Genomic DNA, 20103 nt, shown 5'->3' on the forward strand with positions numbered 1-20103 from the left:
GGAATAAAAGAATGACTCACCCAATTATCAAAGATTTAGAATCTCGCTATACAGCAAAAAGCTATGACTCGAGCAAAAAAGTCTCTCAAGAAGACATGAAAGTTTTAATGGATGCAATTCGTTTATCGGCTTCGTCTATTAACTCACAGCCTTGGAAATTCATCGTATTAGAAAGTGATGCCGCTAAACAAAGAATGGATAACACTTTCGCAAATAAATTCCAATTTAACCAACCACATGTGACTTCAGCCTCTCATATTATCTTATTTGCTCATAACCCAGCTTATACTAAAGCTGACTATGACAAAGTGGTCGATCAATACGTCCGTGATGGCCGTGTTAGCGAAGAAAACCGCGAACAAGCTTACAGCAGCTTCCCTTTTGTTGGTTTAAATACCGATGAAAATGGCCGTAATGCGGATTGGACTAAATCACAAACTTACCTTGCTTTAGGTAATGCTTTGCATGTACTGGCTCGTTTAGGCATTGACTCAACCACGATGGAAGGCGTGGATTCTGAGCTTATCAGCAAAGAATTCGAAGCAGAATTAGGCGGTTACGAATGTCATGTTGCTCTAGCAATTGGTTATCACAACCCTGAAGAAGATTACAATGCTAAGCTACCTAAATCTCGCCTAGCAGCAGAAGAAGTGGTCATCACTTTATAAGTCTCAACCTTATTCAGTACGGGTCACACTCTTAATAAAAGGCAGCTCTCCGCTGCCTTTTCTATTTTGCACGATCAAGGCCGACAATTTCTGTCACAATCACTTTTGTTCATTTCCATCAGCCTCTATACTGCATACAACCTCAATAATGTATTGATAATAAAGCAGGAAGCATGGATATTTACTCCCAACTTGAGCACGCACTGGCTAAGCGAATACATTCCGAACGTATTATTTCTCAGCAAGATAAGCGCCTGGCCTATGGTACGGATGCCAGTTTTTATCGTCTAGTGCCCAAGTTAGTCTTAAGGTTAAAAGATTTAGAAGAAGTCTTGTATGCCATGCGCTGCTGTCGAACACTGGAGCTGCCATTCACTTTTCGCGCTGCAGGCACCAGCTTATCAGGCCAAGCGGTTTCAGATTCTGTTCTCATTACGCTTACCGACGATTGGCGCACTCATCACATTCATGACAATGGCCAAAAGATCACATTACAACCGGGGGTAATTGGTGCCGATGCCAATAAATACCTTGCCCCTTTTGCGCGTAAGATAGGCCCAGATCCCGCTTCAATTAATGCGTGTAAGATCGGAGGGATTGCGGCAAATAATTCCAGTGGGATGTGCTGTGGTACTGCGCAAAACTCTTATCAAACTTTAGAGAGCATGAAAATTGTATTTGCTAATGGCTCTATTTTAGATACCGGCAATCCAAACAGTATTGAGGCTTTTCGAAAATCGAATACGAAATTTATCAGCCAAATCGGCGCGCTTGCTCAAATGACCAAAGCCAATCATGAACTGGCCCATCTGATCCAACATAAGTACCGTTTAAAAAACACGACAGGCTATTCAATTAATGCCCTCGTCGATTTCAGCGACCCAATCCAAATTATTCAGCATTTAATGATCGGCTCGGAAGGTACCTTAGGTTTTATTGCCGAAATCACCTACAACACGGTCGAAGAGCACGCGCATAAAGCTTCAGCATTATTGGTATTTGAAGATATTGAACAAGCCAGCCAGGCCGTCACAGTATTGTCTAACTCTCCGGTCGCCGCAGTTGAAATGATGGATGGACGTTCGCTACGTTCAGTGGCCAATAAACCGGGCATGCCGTCCTTTATCCAAGATTTAACCCTTGAAGCGGCGGCATTACTCATTGAATCTCACGCTCATGATTCAGAAGCCCTTCAAAAGCAATGCGATACAATTTTAGATCGCTTAGTCGATTTTAAAATTATTGAATCGATCCCTTTTACTTCTGAAGCTAAAACGGTTGCCGAATTATGGGATATTCGTAAAGGTTTATTTCCAGCCGTCGGTGCGGTAAGAGAAGCCGGCACGACCGTCATTATTGAAGATGTCGCCTTTCCCGTTGAACACTTAGCGCAAGGCGTGCGTGAACTTCAACAATTGTTTGAAAAATACCATTACGATGAAGGGATTATTTTCGGCCATGCGCTCGATGGCAATTTACACTTTGTCTTTACCCAAGGCTTTGAACAACAAACCGAGATTGATCGCTATGGTCAATTTATGGATGAAGTAACACAATTAGTTGCCGTGAAATACCAAGGCTCATTAAAAGCTGAACATGGTACTGGGCGTAACATGGCACCGTATGTTGAGCTTGAATGGGGGAAAGAAGGTTATCGCTTAATGCAAGAAATTAAGCAATTGTTTGACCCTCAAGGTTTACTCAACCCTGGCGTAATCATCAATGACAATCCACATGCGCATTTAAGCAATCTTAAACCCATGCCGAAAGCCGACGAGTTGGTCGACCGCTGCATTGAATGTGGTTTTTGTGAGCCAGTTTGTCCTTCGCGAACGTTAAGCTTATCGCCTCGCCAACGCATTGTGTTATATCGAGAGTTACAGCAACAAAAACGAGACGGTAAACCGACTGCTGCAGAACTTGAAAAGCTCTTTAATTATCAGGGGATTGAGACTTGTGCTGCTACGGGATTATGTGAGCAGCGCTGCCCTGTCGGGATCAATACTGGCGATTTGATTAAGAAATTACGCTCCGAACGCCATGTAGGTAAAACGCCCTTAATTGCTCGTTGGACTCACGATCACTTCAGTACTTCGGCAAAATGGGTGAAACAAGGGCTCACCATTAATCACATTATCTCTAAATTATTGCCCAATATACTGATAGAAAAAGTGGCGAATGGTACACGTCGATTAAGCGGTAATCGCTTACCTTTATGGTTACCTGAAATTCCCGAGGCCAATCACCACAAGCTGCCGATGGATACTCAAAAGCAAGCCCAACAAGATCTCTTTAAAATTGCTGATGTTCAGCATCGTAAAGTGGTTTACTTTCCATCTTGTATTAGTAGAACGGCCACATCAAAAAATAGTAAGCAGTCACTAACAGAAGTAACGATGTCTCTGCTCAACAAAGCGGGTTTTGACATTATTTTACCGAAAGATTTGAGCAATCAATGCTGTGGAATGCCTTATAAAAGCAAAGGGTTGGACAAACTTGGTGACAGTAAAGCAAAAGATTTAGAGGCGAGTTTATGGCAAGCAAGCCATCAAGGTTTATATCCAATATTAATGGATACCAGCCCATGTGTGAAACAAAGCCAAGCGCAGTTTACCAAACCACTGAATATTTTTGAGCCTTCTGAATTTGTGATGAAGCATGTGACGCCTCATCTAACCATTACACCACTCAATGAAACGGTGATGCTCCATGTGACTTGCAGTACCAGAACGTTGGGGTTAGAAAGTACCATGGTTGAACTGGCTCAACGTTGCGCAAAAAAAGTCATCACTCCCGAACACATCCAATGCTGTGGTTGGGCGGGCGATAAGGGTTTTAATACACCCGAATTAAACGCAGCAGCCTTAGCCCCGCTAAAACAGCAAGTACCTGTTCATTGCAGTCGCGGTTTTAGTAACAGCTTAACCTGTGAAATAGGGCTTTCCCATCATAGTGGTGTGCCTTATCAGTCGATTTTGTACTTGGTGGATGAGGCGACAAGGTGAGGTATTTTCACTTTACATTCACTATCGGAGATTATTCTCCACTGCAAATATATTACTATTTGCCAGCAACCGTTGCCTATTAGGTATATTATTATTCAGCGTGCTATACTCCGCCCTCGCGTAATTTGACGCAATCTACTGATTTAATTTTAGAGTATATGGTAAACACATGAGCCAACAAAACGAACTACAACAACTTAATAACCGACTCGATAAGTGTCGCCATAAGCTAGAAGCGGCTCAAAAACGAGCCGATAAAGCGATGATCTATCAGTTTGAAACTGAAATTAATCAAATCAGCAAAAAAATCGCTCAACTTAACCATAAAAAAAGCTACGACTTGAACAAAGAGCGTAAAGCTTTATTGGCTATGCCATTTATCCGCGCACTCACCAAAGAAGAGAAAGCGGATCAAGGCAAACTAAAAAAATCAGTAAAAGGTTTAGTCATTGTGCATCCTTTAACCAAAATTGGTAAGGAGCTAAAATTAGAAGAAATGACTGGCTTTGCTCCTACAGAGTTTTAAGTTCGTCAAATCTAACTAACACCGTAAAGGATGGTAAGACTCAAGTTTATCATCCTTTTTTATGTCTTATTTTCACCTAGAAACAAGAAAGCCATCCATCATGAACAAAAGCTTTGTCACAAATCTTATCTCCATTGCACTTTTAGCCATTGGTTACCAAACTCAAAACACCATTGTACTCTACGCTGGTCTATTTGCCTTTTCTGGTGCGGTGACCAATTGGCTCGCTATTCACATGCTGTTTGAAAAAGTGCCGGGCTTGTATGGTTCAGGCATCATCCCTGCTCGTTTTGAAGAATTTAAAGCGGCGATTAAAAACCTCATGATGATGCAGTTTTTTACCAGTCAAAACATCGATAAGTTCTTAAACCAAGAATTGGCAAGCAGCACCTCGTTAGATTTAAAGCCTGTAATACAAAAAATCGATTTAGAACCTAGCTTTGACTCTTTAGTAGAAGTGATCACCAATTCTTCTTTTGGTGGAATGCTAGCCATGCTGGGTGGCGCAGAAGCTCTTCAACCACTCAAGCAGCCTTTTATTGAGAAAATGCAAGACTCCATGATTGAAATCAGCCAAAGCGAACAAGTCAAACTTGCATTAAAAGAGCAACTAGAGCAACCATCAATGATGGATGATATCCAAGCCAACATTGAAAATATTATTGATCAACGATTGAACGAATTAACGCCTAAAATGGTCAAAGAAATCGTTAAGACTATGATTCAACAACATTTAGGTTGGCTCGTAGTGTGGGGTGGTGTATTTGGTGGCCTAATTGGCGTCATCTCTGCGATTGTCAGTGCTGCATAATGACTCTGACCTTTGTCACGACTAAAAAATAAAAACGGACAAGTTATGAAAAAATTTGAATTAAGCGATACTTTGTTGGAATACGAATACGTTGGCTTCTGGTCTCGTGTGGGGGCTAGCATCATCGATAATATTTTGTATACCATCGCATTAGGATTAATTGCCCTTCCGGGTTTAGAGTCTTACCAACAAAGCTTTAGCACTCAAACCGAGCACTATTCTTATTCCTCTTACTCCACATCGTGGGCGGGCACGTTACTGTCTGATACTTGGTGGAGCTATATTCCATTGTTGGTCATCACCGTGTTATTTTGGAAGTTTCGCGGTGCAACGCCAGGTAAGATGTTAATTAAAGCACAAGTCGTTGATGCCAAAACGGGGCAACGTTTAACCACCGTTCAGTCCATTCTTCGTTACCTAGGCTACTTTGTTTCCACTTTCTTATTTATGCTGGGCTTTATTTGGGTTGCCTTTGACAGTAAGAAACAAGGCTTTCACGATAAAATTGCAGGTACTGTTGTGATTCGCCCTAAAGCGGACACCTTCAAACCAAACAACGTCCAAGACTAACTCACCTACAGATAAAATCGTTATAGCCTGAGTATTTACGCTCAGGCTTTATTATATTGTCTACAACCAAACCATCACTTGGCTTTCACTAGCGATACTGCATTCATACAATAACGTAATCCACTTGGTTCTGGGCCGTCAGGAAAGACATGGCCTAAATGAGCATCGCAAGTTGCGCACGTTGCCTCAATTCTCGTCATGCCATGGCTATGATCTTTATGATATGCCACGACATTTGGCTCGATTGGTTGAGTAAATGAAGGCCAGCCCGTCCCCGATTCAAATTTTTCGCTCGCATCAAACAGCAGAGTATTACAGCATGCACAGCCATAGAATCCAGGTTCAAAGAGACTGCAAATCTCCGAGCTAAACGCCCGCTCAGTTCCTTTTAAGCGAGTCACACGAAACACTTCAGCATCAAGAATATCTCGCCACTCTTGTTCCGTTTTTTCAACTCGACGCAATACGGGTACATTCCTATGATTTGCCCTTTTAATCACATCTTCCCAATTAAGCATGTGTACCCCCTAACAAATAATAAGCAAACAAATTTACTGCAAATGTCACCTACAGTAAGGTAATAGACATCATTAATTAAGAAAATCTTTCAACGAGAAACCATGATATGAAAGAAGCGCCATACCAACCTATTGCTTGTTCACGATACGATGAATTTGAACTCGCTTGTTTGCATCATGATAAGTTAATGATTCAACTACACAATAACGACACCATCATCGCGACAGCCATTAATGTATATTTAGAAAAGGAAACCGGAGAATGGTTTGAAGTCGAGCTTGATGATGGACAGAAAACAAGGCAACGGATCCGGCTCGATCACATTGCCTCATTTAAGAAAGCCTAGTTGTATTATTTGTCTGCACTCCCCCACTTTAAAAGGCAGACCTCATTGCCAGGTTTAGGCATGCGTGGAATATTACAAGACAACACCAATGAAATGACGGCCATCGCCGCACCAATATAAAACACCGCCGCAGGTGAATGTAGCCACAACAAACCAAATGTCACTGGAATTACTACGGCTGCAATATGATTGATGGTAAACGAAACACCAGCGGTGGAGGCCATATCTTGTGGATCGGCAATTTTCTGCAAATAGGTTTTAACCGCTAACGCTAAAGCAAAGAATAAATGGTCAACGACATACAACCCCGCGGCAATATGTGAGTTCTCAACAATCGCATAACCGACAAAGACACACACCAATCCACAGTATTCAAAAATCAGCGCTTTTCTTTCTCCTACTACACCGATAAATTGGCCAATTTTCTTGGCGAACAAAAAGTTGAAAGCGTAGTTAATTAAAAAGAGTAACGTAATATCGGCCGCCGAATAATGAAATTTTTCCACCATCAAAAAGCCCGCAAACACGGTGAAGATTTGGCGTCGAGCGCCGCTCATAAAAGTAAGCGCGTAATACAGCCAATAGCGTTTTCTTAAGATTAAATTCTTATGCTGAATGCTCGTTGCTTCAAATTGAGGGAATGCTAACCACATAAAGACGGTAACGCTCAACGCTAAGCTACCGGTGATTAAATAGACATGCCAATAATCTAACTTAAAGGCTTCGAGCATGACCCATAAAGCGCCATAGGTTAACAATGAAGCTAACGCGCCGACAGAAATTAACTTACCGAGAAACTCTGGCGCTTCTTCTTTGCTCAGCCACTGTAAAGATAAGGATTGCTTTAAGGTTTCGAAGTAGTGAAAACCTGTCGACATCAATAAGGTTGTCATTAAAAGGCCAAGTACCGAAGGGAAAAAGCCAGTAATTGCCACGCCGATAAATAACATGGCTAACGCCACAATCATGAACTTTTGCTCACGAATAAACAGCAATACAAACACCACGGTGAAAGCTAAGAAACCGGGAATTTCACGAACGCTTTGCAATAGACCAATATCCGCCCCAGTAAAAGCGGCTTTTTCAATGACAAAGTTATTTAATAGCGCCATCCAACTCGCAAACGCAATAGGGACGACTATCGATATCAACATCAAAAAAGTCTGTGGGGTTTTCCAGTTTTTTTTCTGCTCAACGCCAAGATTATCTTCTTGGGAGCTTTCTACACTATTCATCACTCATCCTTGATTAGATACCAATATCATAATAAAGAGATCATTTGTTTGTATTGGTATCGGGGCAATAAAAAAGAGCAAGTGTGAACACCTGCTCTTTACAATACTAACTGAACGCGCAATTTAATGGCTAGTGAAAATTAATTACGCACGTAGGTTTGCGCATCTGGATTTTCAATTGCCGCTTTCTTCGCTTGTTTAAACTCAGCATCAATCGCCTTTACTTGTTTCTCAAACGCTGGTTTCTCTGCTTTAGAGATCGATGTTGCCATCGGTATTTTAGCTGTTAAGAAGTTCACTGGGCGATTACGAATAATGAATTCATAATGCAGGTGGGGGCCAGTTACGCGACCCGTTGCGCCCGATTTCGCAATCACTTGCCCACGATGAACGGCTTGACCTTGGCGGACAAGAATTTTGCTGAGATGTAAATAGCGAGTGCGATAAGTTGAACCGTGCTGAACCACCACATATTTACCCGCGTATGGGTGGTTCGTGGTTAGCGTGACAATACCGTCACCGGTTGCCAAAACATCGGTACCAGTAGGAGAAGCAATATCAGCACCATTATGCGGAGCATGACGATGAGTCACAGGATGCAGTCGGTTGGCATCAAAAGGTGAACTAATACGGAAATGCTGCTTGGTTGGCCAGCGTAAAAATGCTCGTTGTAAACTATCGCCATGTCTATCGTAATACTGGCCATCAGAATGTAAGTAAGCACTGATCACGTCGCCGCGGTTATAAATACGGATCGCGTCAATTTCACGGTTACCCGTTGCAACACCATCAATAAACTGACGTTTTTGCAAAATCTCAAACTTATCACCAGCCCTCAGGTCGCGTGAAAAATTCAGTTTATCTTTTAGAAGTTGAGTAATTTGTGCGGTTTCAGAGCCCGATACGCCATATTTATACACTGACGTTGAAAAGCTTCCGTGAATTTCACCAAACAGCGGATAGGATTTCCACTCACCCGGCAGGTTGATTTCATCAAAAGTATAACTCTCATCATCATTACGAGTAAAAACCACTTTATCGGCTAAGGTAAATTCTACTTCTAATTTAGTTAGATGTTCTTGATTTTCATCCATCCAAATTTTCAGAATATCGCCAGGTCGCAAGGTATCTAATGTTAAGTGGTTTTGGTCGGTATCCATCACACTCAACATGTCGCCATACGGCACACCTAAACGAACAAAAATACTACTGAGATTATCGCCATCTTGGATTTGATAAGAGTAAAGTGGAACATTTTCATCCACGTGTACAGGCTTAGTTTCGGCAACGGCTTTAGCTTCATCAGATAATATTTTATCCATATCTAAAGAAACTGACTTACGTCCATCACCAGATTCGGCAACTAGGGCAATAATAATGAATAGCACGACAAAAGCCGCACCGATCTTCAGCATCAATGGAAACCGAGGATGCTGGCGAATATTTGAGATTTTTGATTTGGACATAAGACTAAATATTTGTGTTCTCAACAAGTGAGAAATTACATGGATCGACGTCAATTGGCCGGGCGAGTACACAACAAAAATATATTGGTATGTTATAACAGACCATTTGAAATCGAAAAGTTCAAAATAACGGAAAGGAATGTAACTTAATCTTTCATAAAAAGCGACTGTAACACGTGAATAAATCCTCATATCCACACTATTCTTGTTGTAAATCAACTCCTACAAATAATCCGATTATTGCCAGCATAACAGGCTAAAGATAAAGCCTAGTGGTAGTGGTTCACTAGGCTATCACGTCAAAGGAAGCTTAAGCGTCTTTCGGTGTCAACATACCTTCCGTAATAATAAAATCAATGATGGTGTCTAACCCAACGCTCTCTTTTAAATTCGTGAACACATAAGGTTTACTAGGACGCATCCGCTGAGTATCCGATTCCATCACTTCTAATGATGCGCCGACATACGGCGCTAAGTCGATTTTGTTGATCACCAATAAATCAGAACGTGTAATGCCCGGCCCCCCCTTACGTGGAATTTTTTCCCCTTCCGCCACATCAATAACGTAAATGGTTAAATCCGCTAATTCTGGGCTAAACGTGGCACTTAAGTTATCGCCACCGCTTTCAACAAAGACCACATCGAGATTTTTATGACGCTTGGCCAATTCTTCCACTGCTGCTAGATTCATTGATGCATCTTCACGAATGGCCGTATGTGGGCAGCCACCCGTTTCCACACCTATAATACGATCAGCCTCTAAGGCTTCTGCGCGAGTAAGTATTTTTGCATCTTCTTGCGTGTAAATATCATTGGTCACGACGGCGATATTCAAACGATCGCGAATCGCTTTACACAACACTTCTAGTAATGCAGTTTTGCCAGATCCAACCGGCCCCCCAATACCAATTCGTAATGGTTGTTTATAGCTTTCGTTTTGATAACTTGGTTGAGACATTTTAGCTTCCTTGTTAATGCGGCTAATTTTCGTACCTGTTATGAGTAAAATTAAGAACGAAATAGCCTAGTGTACTGAGTTTCATGACGGCTACTGGCGATGGCCACAGAAGGGGTAAAACTGCCAATATCATCATCTTGAATTTGATTAGCCTTTTCTATGGTTTGAGGTAACCATTCAGACAAACCAATCAGTGTTTTTTGACCAGCGGTCTGCCCTAATGGCACTAACTTAACGCCCGCCATCACAATATTTTCCGCCCAACTCCATAAATACCCTTGTTGCAAATTATGAAGTGAAATTCCCCATGCTTTGGCGGCAACACAAAACCCTAGTAATTGATTCTGGGTCGCCGCTTTCGGATCATCTTCTGGCTGCCACTCACTTTTAATCGGCAACTCTAATTGCTTTAAAAGAGTAAATAACGCCTTACCTCGTTGCAGCTCTTCGGCACGAAGTTCACTGGTTTCTCGGCATGAATATAAATATTGACTCCAATATTCAATACTCGCCTCATCATCGCTTTCTAAGGCTCGGTAAAACTTAGCCAAAATAGGCAGCTCTAACGTGGCCAAACTGTTATTAAGCATCATTTCGAGCCAATCCATCAGCTTAGCTTGGTTATCTACCCAGCCAGCTTCAACCGCCCACTCTAAACCTTGTGAATAGGTAAAACCGCCAATCGGCAACGATGAGCTGATGAGTTGAAATAGGCGGAAACAGGACACATCAGCACGACCATTATCGGAGGCCTTTCGAACCTCTGTGGCTTGATGAGATTTCACTAATGCGTCCGCGGTCAATTGATCCGTCATAAACAATTAAGACGCCATCATTAATGCCGCGCCAGAGAGAGCAATCCCAGCGCCCAGCCACTTAGTCGACAAGAAGTGCGCGATACGCTCCCCTGTAAACATAATGCCAAACGCTGCAACTAACATTCCTGCGCCAAAACCAACTAACCCACCAGTTGCTTCTACGCCATGAGCAAAACCGTGGAAAAACACTAAGCCAATAGAAGCAATAACCAGAGCTTGGGTCAGAGATTCACGAGTAGAAAACGCATTCCAAATACCAAAAGCCACCACAAAAATCGACGCTGCAATCATTAATTCAACCCCGCTGATCGCGCCGACAACACCTCCAGCCGCCAGTCCCAACGTCAAACTCACCAACGCTGCACCGAAAAGAACTGGCTTACCTAAAGACGCGGATTGACTCGAACGAAAGTGATTAATCAGCATCCCTAAACCCAATAGCATCACTAGATGATCAAGGCCCGTTAATGGGTGAACAAAGCCTTCCAAAAACGCATTGCTCGAACCGTGATCATGCATGTGTCCAACATGTGCAAACGCTGCAGGGGCAGCAAAAAGAGAAGCAAGCGTGGGTAAACGAACTAATTTCATGGCAAATATCCTTATCGTTTTTTGTTGTTTATAGAATTCAATTTCAAGCTATATCGATGTTATTCATTTCATTAAATGAAGATTAATGAGCGTGTTCATGGTGGTGATGGTGCCCACCCGAACGACCACCATAAGCGCCATCTTCAGGCTCAAATGCCGCTTGTTCGACCGTAACTTTAGCCCCTAGGCCAACCACCATATCGTCAAGCACATGGTCATGTTGATAACGCACCCACCCCTCTGAAATTTGTAATGGAACGTGGCGGTTACCTAAGTGATAGGTCACCCGATTTAGCAACAATGCATTTTGGCAATACACGCTAGACACCGTTTCTGGTGCCGCTTTGACTTCCACCAGCAAACCGCATTCACTTTGCAATAACTGACCACCGCGCAAAATATGTCCACGAGGTAAAAATAGCCCAGCATCACGCCCATCTTCTAATGCCACTTTTAGGCGACTTTTAATGCGACTGTTTATCGGAAGGCTCAATACACCATCGACATTTCCGTTAGCCATTTGATCGCCATCGGTGACGATTTTTGTTAATTCAATCATGATTGTTTATCCATTTATGCGTGTCTCGTGTCTCGTGTCTCGTGTCTCGTGTCTCGTGTCTCGTGTCTCGAAGGCAAGCTCTTAAGAACGTTGATTAATTCAAGCTTTTTCGAGCAACGAGAGCGAAGCGTCCTAGCCTTCGAGCTACGTTGACTAAAAAAGAAAATACCTTTGCGCCATTGGCAATACATCAGCAGGTTCACAGGTTAAAAGCTCGCCATCGGCTCTCACTTCATACGTTTGTGAATCAACTTCAATCTTGGGTTGCCAATCGTTCAGTTTCATATCGGCTTTAGAAATGGTGCGACAGTTTTTCGCCACACCAATCAAGCTGCCTAGCCCTAATTGACCGGCAATATCTTTATCTTTAGCTAATTGAGAAACAAATAACATCGACGTGTTTTTCGACGCTTTACCATAACTGCCAAACATCGAGCGATAATGCACAGGTTGTGGGGTTGGAATAGAGGCATTCGGGTCCCCCATTGGTGCCATAGCGATCATGCCACCTTTAATAATCGCGCTTGGTTTTACGCCAAAAAAAGCGGGTTTCCAAAGCACTAAATCCGCCAATTTCCCGACTTCAATTGAGCCGACTTCGTGACCAATTCCGTGAGTAATCGCTGGGTTAATGGTGTATTTCGCGACATATCGACGCAAACGGAAGTTATCACTTGGGGCTTCATGGCCAAACTTTTCAGTTTGATTATCAAACGCTTGCTGATCTTCCTTTAACGAGCCACGTTGTACTTTCATTTTATGAGCGGTTTGCCAGGTGCGCAGTATCACTTCACCGACACGGCCCATTGCTTGAGAATCTGATGAAATCATCGAAAACGCGCCCAAATCATGCAAAATATCTTCTGCGGCAATGGTTTCACGACGAATGCGCGATTCAGCAAACGCCACATCTTCGGCAATCGATGGTGATAAATGGTGGCAAACCATCAACATATCTAAATGCTCATCGACCGTATTAATCGTGTAAGGGCGAGTTGGGTTGGTCGAAGACGGCAAAATGTTTGATTCGCCACAAGCACGAATAATATCAGGCGCGTGACCACCACCAGCCCCTTCCGTGTGATAAGTATGAATCACGCGATCGCCAATCGCTTCTAGGGTCGATTCAACAAACCCCGATTCATTTAACGTATCGGTATGGATCGCCACTTGAATATCCGTTTGATCGGCCACGGTTAGGCACATATCAATCGAAGCTGGCGTGGTTCCCCAATCTTCATGCAATTTCAAACCAATGACCCCGGCCTCAACTTGCTCAATAAGGCCTTCGGGTAAGCTCGCATTACCTTTTCCCAGTAACCCGAAATTCATAGGAAACTCATCTAACGCTTCTAACATACGATAGATATTCCAAGGCCCCGGCGTACAAGTTGTCGCATTAGTGCCCGTTGCAGGACCAGTACCGCCACCAATCATAGTCGTCACACCAGAGGTCAACGCTTCTTCAATTTGTTGCGGGCAAATATAGTGAATATGTGAGTCAATGCCACCTGCGGTAACAATCGAGCCTTCAGCAGCAATCACTTCCGTTCCGGGCCCAATGATAATATCGACATTCGGTTGAACGTCTGGGTTACCGGCTTTACCGATGCCACAGATGCGGCCATCTTTTACACCGATATCCGCTTTGACCACACCCCAATGATCGAGAATGACCGCATTGGTTAACACAAGATCTGGCGTAAATTCAGAGGCGAGTTGACTTTGCCCCATACCATCACGAATCACCTTACCACCACCAAATTTCACTTCATCGCCGTACACGGTGTAATCTTTTTCAACTTCCAGCCATAGCTCCGTATCTGCAAGTCGTAATCTATCGCCCGTGGTCGGCCCAAACATCTCGGCGTAGGCTCTTTTTGAAATCTTTGCCATGCTATTAATCCTTTATAATTTCTCAGTCAATCCTATCCAAGTCATTGAGTTGACAGTGAGGCGGCAATTGAGTGAAGCCCCATGAGCATAGATTCTCTATGTGATTGGGGTGAACGTAGGCTCAAGAACGCTGGATAGGACCCATGACGCGACCTTTAAAGCCATACACTTTTCGATCTCCGGCATATTCCACCAATTCAACCGTGCGAGATTGCCCAGGTTCAAAGCGAGTCGCCGTACCTGCGGGAATATTGAGTCGAAAACCTTTAGCGCTTTCTCGGTCAAAACTAAGCGCGTCATTCACTTCATAAAAATGATAATGGGAGCCAATTTGAACCGGACGATCGCCTAGGTTTTCCACTTTGATTTGAAGCGTTTTACGGCCCACATTCAGTTCAATATCCCCTTGCCCTGACACTAACTGGCCGGGGATAAATGCGTTAGGGTTAACATTACTGGTTTTCATGAACTCTCCTTACACAATTGGGTCATGTACCGTGACCAGTTTGGTACCGTCGGGAAAAGTCGCTTCAACTTGCACATCAGGGATCATCGAAGGCACGCCTTCCATCACATCACCGGCGGATAAAATGGTTCGGCCATAATTCATTAACTCAGCCACCGTTTTACCTTCACGAGCACCTTCCAAAATGGCACTACTGATCAGCGCCACCGATTCTGGGTAATTAAGTTTTAAACCTTTGTCTTTGCGCTGCTGAGCCAACATGCCAGCACAAAAGATCAGCAATTTGTCTTTTTCTCTTGGGGTCAGTTCCATCTACATTCGATCCTCGGGTCTCGGGCACTTCGTTTGTCGTCTCTCGAAATGCGCATTTAACTCATTAGTATTGATCTGGTTATCTTTTTCGTAATACGAGCAGCAAAGCGCCCTAGTCGCGCAGCGAGCCGAGTAACGGACTTAAGTTGCCCAAATTCTTGGTGGTTCAGGCACATAACCAAACCATTGATGGCGGAATTGTTGCCAAATTAATGCGAAAGCTTCCAACATCGGTTCGGTCCATTTACCTAACGCTCGAACCACAATTAGCTGCTCAATTTGCGTCGCCCCAATCACAAGCTCGTTGTGAGATGTAAAATCACGAAGCAAGTCCTGTACCATTTCAAGGTCATCAGCGGTGCGAGCTGTAATAAAGAAGCTCCCCATCATGGGGAAGCCCTGTAAGCCACTGTTTAATATTGATTTATCTCCTCCGAGCAATTGCACGTTTTCAGTGAGAATATTCTTACCATCAACAAAAACTTGCGTCTTACCCCACACTTTTCCAGACTCGAAGCACTCATTTAGTGCAGGGCGACCAAAACAGTGCATTTCCCATCCCATAAATAGTGCATCGGATTCCAAGTGAATTTCAGTGTCGATTCTCACCTGCCCAGTGGGAAAGAAAATATTCTCCTGCGGTAGCCATTCCAGACAACTTCCTGACTTGGCGGTTAAGATTTGTTTTTGACGAGCGATCTTGCCTTCTGAGCGATAAAATTTGGTCGCCCCTGGAGTCGTCACTAAGGCATGTGCACCGCAGTGAGTCGTCGCATGAATGAGTAACTCATCTCCTCCCACAACCCCACCCGGCGGGTGTAGCAGGTAGGTATGGCATACATCCCCTTCTGGATATAATGGCCTTTGAATCGCAAGCGGTCCAAGCTGAGTTTTATGCCCCACCACCGTTTTATCACCACGGTCGGTAAACCCCAGTGTTAACTCGGCTTTCCAACCACCACTGTTATTCGCTGTCTTTAAACATGGTGTTTGCATCGCTCCCACGGCATCCATTTCTTTTAGCGCTTCCATTCGTGTTACTTCCATTTATTGCTTTTCTATCATCACTAAAGCAATAACTATGCCGCACCGATATCACGATGAATAAATAGAGGCTTGCCTTAAAAATAGTCATCTATACTGAAAACAACATTTGAGACCAATAAGGAAAGAAAAATGCAAGGAAGTTGCTTATGCGGCAATGTAACGCTGACAACCGAAGATAAACAAACCTTTGAAGCTTGCCATTGTGGTATGTGCCGGCGTTGGGGTGGCGGCCCTTTTATGGGGTTTCATTGTGAAAATGGGGTAGAGATTGAAGGAGAAGAGTTTATCCAAACCTTTAAGTCATCGGATTGGGCTGAACGTGGATTTTGCAAACAATGCGGTACGCACCTTTATTACAAACTCATCCACGCCAATTTATACACGTTACCGATTGGATTATTTCAAGACGTTGAGCATTTAACCTTTAATGAACAAATCTTTATTGATAAAAAACCCGCATTTTATAGCTTTTCAGAACAAACGACTCAGCTGACAGAGCAAGAAGTTTTCGAAAAGTATGCGCCTTAAAATAAACGCCAACGATAAATCAGGAAGCCGATTAATGGCAATTTTTCAGCTTCCTTTTCCTACGACACGATCGAGCCATCGAGAAGAAAGGACTCGACGGAGATAACCAAAAATATAGGTCGCTTTCGTGACATAATATCGAGGCTTTGGACGCTGACTATCTAGGATATTTAATAACGGCTTTAAAACCGCTTCAGGCCCAAGAGTCAGTGGTGTGGATGATGTTTCACTACTGAGCCTAGCCAATGTTTTCTCGTAACTTTTATTATGTCGAGATCCCTCTACATCAATAAACGCTTTCACCGCGCGCAATGAGTTAGCTCTGAACTGACTCACAATAGGCCCAGGTTCAATTAAGCTCACTGAAATATTAGTATTCATTAATTCCAAGCGTAGTGCGTCAGTATAACCTTCCAAAGCAAACTTACTGGCTACATAGGCGCCGCGATATTTCATTGCCACCAAGCCTAACACTGAACTGTTTTGTACAATCTTTCCATTACCTTGCTCTAACATAATTGGCAGCACAGCGCGCGTTAATTCATGCAAGCCAAATAGATTGGTTTCAAACTGTGCCCGCAACGCATCGGTCGGTAAGTCTTCAATGGCACCACCTTGTCCATAAGCTGCATTGTTAAATAAAACATCCAGCCTACCGCCAGTGATGGCTAAGGTTTCTTGTAATCCACTTTGAATAGAATCTGATTTGGTCACATCAAGCAACACACAATGTAAACCTTGAGATCGTAATTGAGTGACATCGTCTGGGTTTCGACAGCTAGCGATCACTAAATAGCCCAATAAATGCAATTGTTCCGCGCAATAACGGCCGATACCGGTGCTACAACCCGTGATTAAAATGGTTGGTTTCAACTTGTGGTTTTCCATCGTAAATAAGATTCCAATAAAGCTGATGCTAACAAAAATCCCCCAGTGAAGATATTGATAGCGACACTTCACTGGGGGATAGCGTTAAAATTCAACGAACATAGATTGGCAGCGTTAACGCCCTTCCGACCACACGGCAAACTCATTACCACTCGGCTCTTCAAAATGAAAACGACAACCACCGGGAAACTCAAAAATAGGCTTGATAATCGTGCCACCATGTTCGGCCACTTTATTAAAGGTTGCTTCAATATCTTGGCTATAAAAAACTAATAAAGCAGCACCATTGCGGGGTTTGCTCGACAGCGGAGCATGATAAAAGCCGCCATCTAACCCTTGATTAGAAAAGGCCATATAATCTGAGCCATAATCAACAAACGCCCAACCAAACACTGCCTGAAAAAACGCCTTGGTTGCCGCTAAATCTTTAGCCGCAAATTCGACATAATTTAACTTTTCATGTTGATTCATCAAAACCCTACCCTTGTTTTTTTAAGCTAAAAGAAAAGCCATAAGACGAAAGATTAATAACAAATAATACTGCCACTGGCCATTTCATAACTTTTTTGCCCCGAAGCTGCACAATCGCTGGTTGTTTGGGCTTTTTCGCTCGTGGATTGCGAACTGGAATTAGAATCTGAACCGGTACTCGCACAGCCAATCAATAACAACCCACAAATCAACGCGGCATAAAATGCTTTTTTCGTCGCCATAACACTTCCCTTCTCGAATTTTTATTTTACTCAGTGCTTTCAGAAAAATGCACCCATGTATTTCTATCTATTGAAAATGACAATATCACTTCTATTGATTATTTTCGGTCATGAACCCGTCAATTAAGTTTAGTTAGTCATAATGGCTTTACAATAAAGAATAAAACATCAATGAGTTATATGAGAACTGGGCTTTCCTTTGCACATAAAAAAATTGGCCTCTAAATCCACATAAGATTTAGAGGCCAATAAAAAAAGATGTCGTATCACTTAAACTATGACGCTGCCTAACCAACGACAGCGCTATTCATCATGGCTTAATATGCATATCCACTTGAGGATATGGGATTTGGATGCCTTCTTTGTCTAACTCTTCTTTTATCGCCTGCAAGGTGTCGTAGTATACTTTCCAATATTCTTCTGATTTCACCCAAGGGCGAACCGCAATATTGACCGAAGAATTCGCAAGTGCCGATACGCCAATTGTTGGGGCGGGTAAAGAAAGAATGCGCTCTTCCGATTCAAGAACACGTGCAAGGACTTGTTTGGTCTTTTGCAGATCTGACTTGTAAGACACGCCAATTTCAAAATTAATACGGCGGATCTTATGCTTCGAAAAATTCACGATAGGCTGAGACATCACCAAACGATTCGGTATCGCGACCATTTTATTATCGCCGGTGGTTAACACGGTATGAAAGATTTCAATCGCTTGAACGGTGCCAGAAACCTTACCAACTTCAATAAAATCTTTGCTTTTAAAAGGGCGAAAGATCACGATTAATACACCAGATGCAAAATTAGAAAGCGACCCTTTTAACGCTAACCCAACCGCAAGGCTGGCAGAAGCGAGTACAGCGATCACCGCCGCCATTTCAACGCCCATGGTATTTAATGCAGCAATAAACACCATCACCAGCAAAGCATAACGAACAAGGCTACCAATAAATTGAACGACGGTAGAATCAACACGTTTTGTTTCCAGTAAATTCACCACACCTTTGTGGATAAATTTAACTAAAAAACTGCCCACGAATAGGATGCAAAGCGCTGAAAGAATATTAACCCCATATTGAACCAACAAGTCCGTATTGTCGGTTAGCCAGTTAGCGGAAACGGGTGTCGCTAAGGTACTTTGCGCGCTAGATACAGATTCAATCTTATTTTCTACAGCCATAGTCGATTCCTTACATTGCAGACTATTATTGCCATCAGTGAATGGATGCTTATCCTTGATAAGAAACTGGCCAGCCATCGGGATAAAAATACTGACGCCAACACCTTATGTCCTGCGCAATATATCTATTTTTCTTATGGCGCGAAACATTATATTTACATCTAGTAGGTATAAAATTCAATTTGCCTATTTATTATTCAAACCCTATAAAATAAAAAGCCCCTCAACGAATATTAGATAATTCCCAATATCGCCGGAGAGGCCTTATACCCAAGTAATTTAAGATTTAATGGTTACTTAAGAAAAGCTAAACCGTTAAATGCTCTTTAATCAGTTGTTCGTTCAACGCTTCCATTTGCCCTTTTGCGACCGCTTTACCTCGGTCAAGCAAACAAAAGTTATGCCCTACTTTACGGGCAAACGGCAACTTCTGCTCCACCAGCAACACAGTTAAGCCATGCTTATCATTTAAAGTTTTAATAATATCGCCAATTTCTTGAACGATATTCGGCTGAATACCTTCCGTTGGCTCATCCAAAATCAATAAATCGGGCTCAACCACCAACGCTCGACCAATCGACAATTGCTGTTGTTGCCCCCCCGATAAATCGCCGCCTCTCCGGTGCAACATTTCCTTTAACACGGGAAACAGTTCAAAGATAAAATCGGGGATCTTACGATCGCCTCGCTTACGAACCGGCAAACCGATCTCTAAGTTTTCTTGTACCGTTAACATAGGAAAAATTTGGCGACCTTGTGGCACATAGCCAATACCAAGATGTGGCCGTTGCTCAGTTGAGGCTTTTTTGATGCTTTGCCCTTTAAATACAATATCGCCGCTTTTAATTGGGTTTAATCCCATAATACATTGCAGTAACGTGGTTTTACCTACCCCATTACGCCCCATCAACACGGTGCATTTGCCTTTTTCAACCTCAACATCGAGATCCCATAGGATATGACTTTCGCCATAGAATTGGTTAACGCCTTCTATTTTTAACATC

The 20103-nt window shown here is 42.9% G+C and carries 23 protein-coding genes; 7 read left to right on the plus strand and 16 right to left on the minus strand.

The genetic code is table 11. The features are described from left to right. The first annotated feature begins 11 nt into the window (after positions 1 to 11). The 5 genes from VRUMOI_RS16955 (at position 12) to VRUMOI_RS16975 (ending at position 5580) form a co-directional block, all read left to right on the plus strand. Positions 12 to 668, plus strand: a complete 657-nt coding sequence (locus VRUMOI_RS16955; protein WP_089137814.1) for a nitroreductase family protein — start codon at positions 12 to 14, stop codon at positions 666 to 668. 173 nt (positions 669 to 841) lie between these two features. Then, on the plus strand, positions 842 to 3673 hold the full coding sequence (locus VRUMOI_RS16960) for an FAD-binding and (Fe-S)-binding domain-containing protein (RefSeq protein WP_089137815.1): 2832 nt from the start codon (positions 842 to 844) through the stop codon (positions 3671 to 3673). A 169-nt stretch (positions 3674 to 3842) separates the two neighbouring features. After that, entirely contained in the window at positions 3843 to 4199 is a 357-nt protein-coding gene (locus VRUMOI_RS16965) for a YibL family ribosome-associated protein (protein WP_089137816.1), read from the plus strand. A gap of 100 nt (positions 4200 to 4299) precedes the next feature. Then, positions 4300 to 5010: a DUF445 domain-containing protein gene (locus tag VRUMOI_RS16970; protein ID WP_089137858.1), complete on the plus strand. Its 711-nt coding sequence runs from the start codon at positions 4300 to 4302 to the stop codon at positions 5008 to 5010. Between the two features lie 45 nt (positions 5011 to 5055). Beyond that, positions 5056 to 5580: an RDD family protein gene (locus VRUMOI_RS16975; RefSeq protein ID WP_089137817.1), complete on the plus strand. Its 525-nt coding sequence runs from the start codon at positions 5056 to 5058 to the stop codon at positions 5578 to 5580. A 74-nt stretch (positions 5581 to 5654) separates the two neighbouring features. On the opposite strand, the gene msrB is transcribed toward VRUMOI_RS16975, so the two are convergent. Beyond that, positions 5655 to 6098: a peptide-methionine (R)-S-oxide reductase MsrB gene (msrB, locus tag VRUMOI_RS16980; RefSeq protein WP_089137818.1), complete on the minus strand. Its 444-nt coding sequence runs from the start codon at positions 6096 to 6098 to the stop codon at positions 5655 to 5657. 107 nt (positions 6099 to 6205) lie between these two features. On the opposite strand from msrB, the gene VRUMOI_RS16985 reads away from it, so the two are divergent. Continuing rightward, positions 6206 to 6445, plus strand: coding sequence for a Rho-binding antiterminator (locus tag VRUMOI_RS16985; protein ID WP_089137819.1), 240 nt, complete (start codon positions 6206 to 6208; stop codon positions 6443 to 6445). Between the two features lie 5 nt (positions 6446 to 6450). Here VRUMOI_RS16985 and VRUMOI_RS16990 read toward each other — a convergent pair whose 3' ends face one another. The 10 genes from VRUMOI_RS16990 to VRUMOI_RS17035 all read right to left on the minus strand — a co-directional run bounded on the left by VRUMOI_RS16990 (position 6451) and on the right by VRUMOI_RS17035 (position 15760). After that, a complete protein-coding gene (locus VRUMOI_RS16990) occupies positions 6451 to 7680 on the minus strand; it encodes an MFS transporter (protein WP_089137820.1) in 1230 nt (409 codons plus the stop codon). A 140-nt stretch (positions 7681 to 7820) separates the two neighbouring features. Further along, positions 7821 to 9095 (minus strand): peptidoglycan DD-metalloendopeptidase family protein, encoded by a 1275-nt coding sequence (locus tag VRUMOI_RS16995; protein ID WP_231897533.1) that lies wholly within the window; start codon positions 9093 to 9095, stop codon positions 7821 to 7823. 361 nt (positions 9096 to 9456) lie between these two features. Beyond that, the gene (gene ureG, locus VRUMOI_RS17000; protein WP_089137822.1) at positions 9457 to 10104 is read right to left on the minus strand and encodes an urease accessory protein UreG; all 648 of its coding nucleotides are present in this window, start codon (positions 10102 to 10104) and stop codon (positions 9457 to 9459) included. A gap of 50 nt (positions 10105 to 10154) precedes the next feature. Next, positions 10155 to 10919 carry an urease accessory protein UreF gene (locus VRUMOI_RS17005; protein ID WP_089137859.1) on the minus strand — a complete coding sequence of 255 codons (765 nt, stop codon included), beginning with the start codon at positions 10917 to 10919 and terminating at the stop codon, positions 10155 to 10157. Positions 10920 to 10925: 6 nt separating this feature from the next. Next, the gene (locus VRUMOI_RS17010) at positions 10926 to 11513 is read right to left on the minus strand and encodes a HupE/UreJ family protein (RefSeq protein ID WP_089137823.1); all 588 of its coding nucleotides are present in this window, start codon (positions 11511 to 11513) and stop codon (positions 10926 to 10928) included. Positions 11514 to 11595: 82 nt separating this feature from the next. Beyond that, positions 11596 to 12072 (minus strand): urease accessory protein UreE, encoded by a 477-nt coding sequence (ureE, locus tag VRUMOI_RS17015; RefSeq protein WP_089137824.1) that lies wholly within the window; start codon positions 12070 to 12072, stop codon positions 11596 to 11598. A 153-nt stretch (positions 12073 to 12225) separates the two neighbouring features. Further along, entirely contained in the window at positions 12226 to 13968 is a 1743-nt protein-coding gene (gene ureC, locus VRUMOI_RS17020) for an urease subunit alpha (RefSeq protein ID WP_089137825.1), read from the minus strand. A gap of 121 nt (positions 13969 to 14089) precedes the next feature. Continuing rightward, complete coding sequence (locus VRUMOI_RS17025; protein WP_089137826.1) at positions 14090 to 14434, minus strand: urease subunit beta; 345 nt, start codon at positions 14432 to 14434, stop codon at positions 14090 to 14092. 9 nt (positions 14435 to 14443) lie between these two features. Then, positions 14444 to 14746 (minus strand): urease subunit gamma, encoded by a 303-nt coding sequence (gene ureA, locus VRUMOI_RS17030; RefSeq protein ID WP_089137827.1) that lies wholly within the window; start codon positions 14744 to 14746, stop codon positions 14444 to 14446. 141 nt (positions 14747 to 14887) lie between these two features. Beyond that, positions 14888 to 15760: an urease accessory protein UreD gene (locus VRUMOI_RS17035; protein ID WP_231897567.1), complete on the minus strand. Its 873-nt coding sequence runs from the start codon at positions 15758 to 15760 to the stop codon at positions 14888 to 14890. A 162-nt stretch (positions 15761 to 15922) separates the two neighbouring features. On the opposite strand from VRUMOI_RS17035, the gene VRUMOI_RS17040 reads away from it, so the two are divergent. Then, entirely contained in the window at positions 15923 to 16321 is a 399-nt protein-coding gene (locus VRUMOI_RS17040; RefSeq protein ID WP_089137829.1) for a GFA family protein, read from the plus strand. A gap of 45 nt (positions 16322 to 16366) precedes the next feature. Here VRUMOI_RS17040 and VRUMOI_RS17045 read toward each other — a convergent pair whose 3' ends face one another. From VRUMOI_RS17045 to urtE, 5 genes are all read right to left on the minus strand, one after another. Beyond that, a complete protein-coding gene (locus VRUMOI_RS17045; RefSeq protein WP_089137860.1) occupies positions 16367 to 17194 on the minus strand; it encodes an SDR family oxidoreductase in 828 nt (275 codons plus the stop codon). A gap of 129 nt (positions 17195 to 17323) precedes the next feature. Further along, positions 17324 to 17680, minus strand: a complete 357-nt coding sequence (locus VRUMOI_RS17050; RefSeq protein ID WP_089137830.1) for a VOC family protein — start codon at positions 17678 to 17680, stop codon at positions 17324 to 17326. Positions 17681 to 17733: 53 nt separating this feature from the next. Then, positions 17734 to 17922, minus strand: coding sequence for a hypothetical protein (locus VRUMOI_RS17055; RefSeq protein ID WP_089137831.1), 189 nt, complete (start codon positions 17920 to 17922; stop codon positions 17734 to 17736). Between the two features lie 310 nt (positions 17923 to 18232). Beyond that, positions 18233 to 19099 (minus strand): mechanosensitive ion channel domain-containing protein, encoded by an 867-nt coding sequence (locus VRUMOI_RS17060; protein WP_089137832.1) that lies wholly within the window; start codon positions 19097 to 19099, stop codon positions 18233 to 18235. A 307-nt stretch (positions 19100 to 19406) separates the two neighbouring features. Then, entirely contained in the window at positions 19407 to 20102 is a 696-nt protein-coding gene (urtE, locus tag VRUMOI_RS17065) for an urea ABC transporter ATP-binding subunit UrtE (RefSeq protein WP_089137833.1), read from the minus strand. Position 20103: the final 1 nt, after the last annotated feature.

The sequence above is a fragment of the Vibrio rumoiensis genome, from assembly GCF_002218045.2.
Lineage (GTDB): Bacteria > Pseudomonadota > Gammaproteobacteria > Enterobacterales > Vibrionaceae > Vibrio > Vibrio rumoiensis.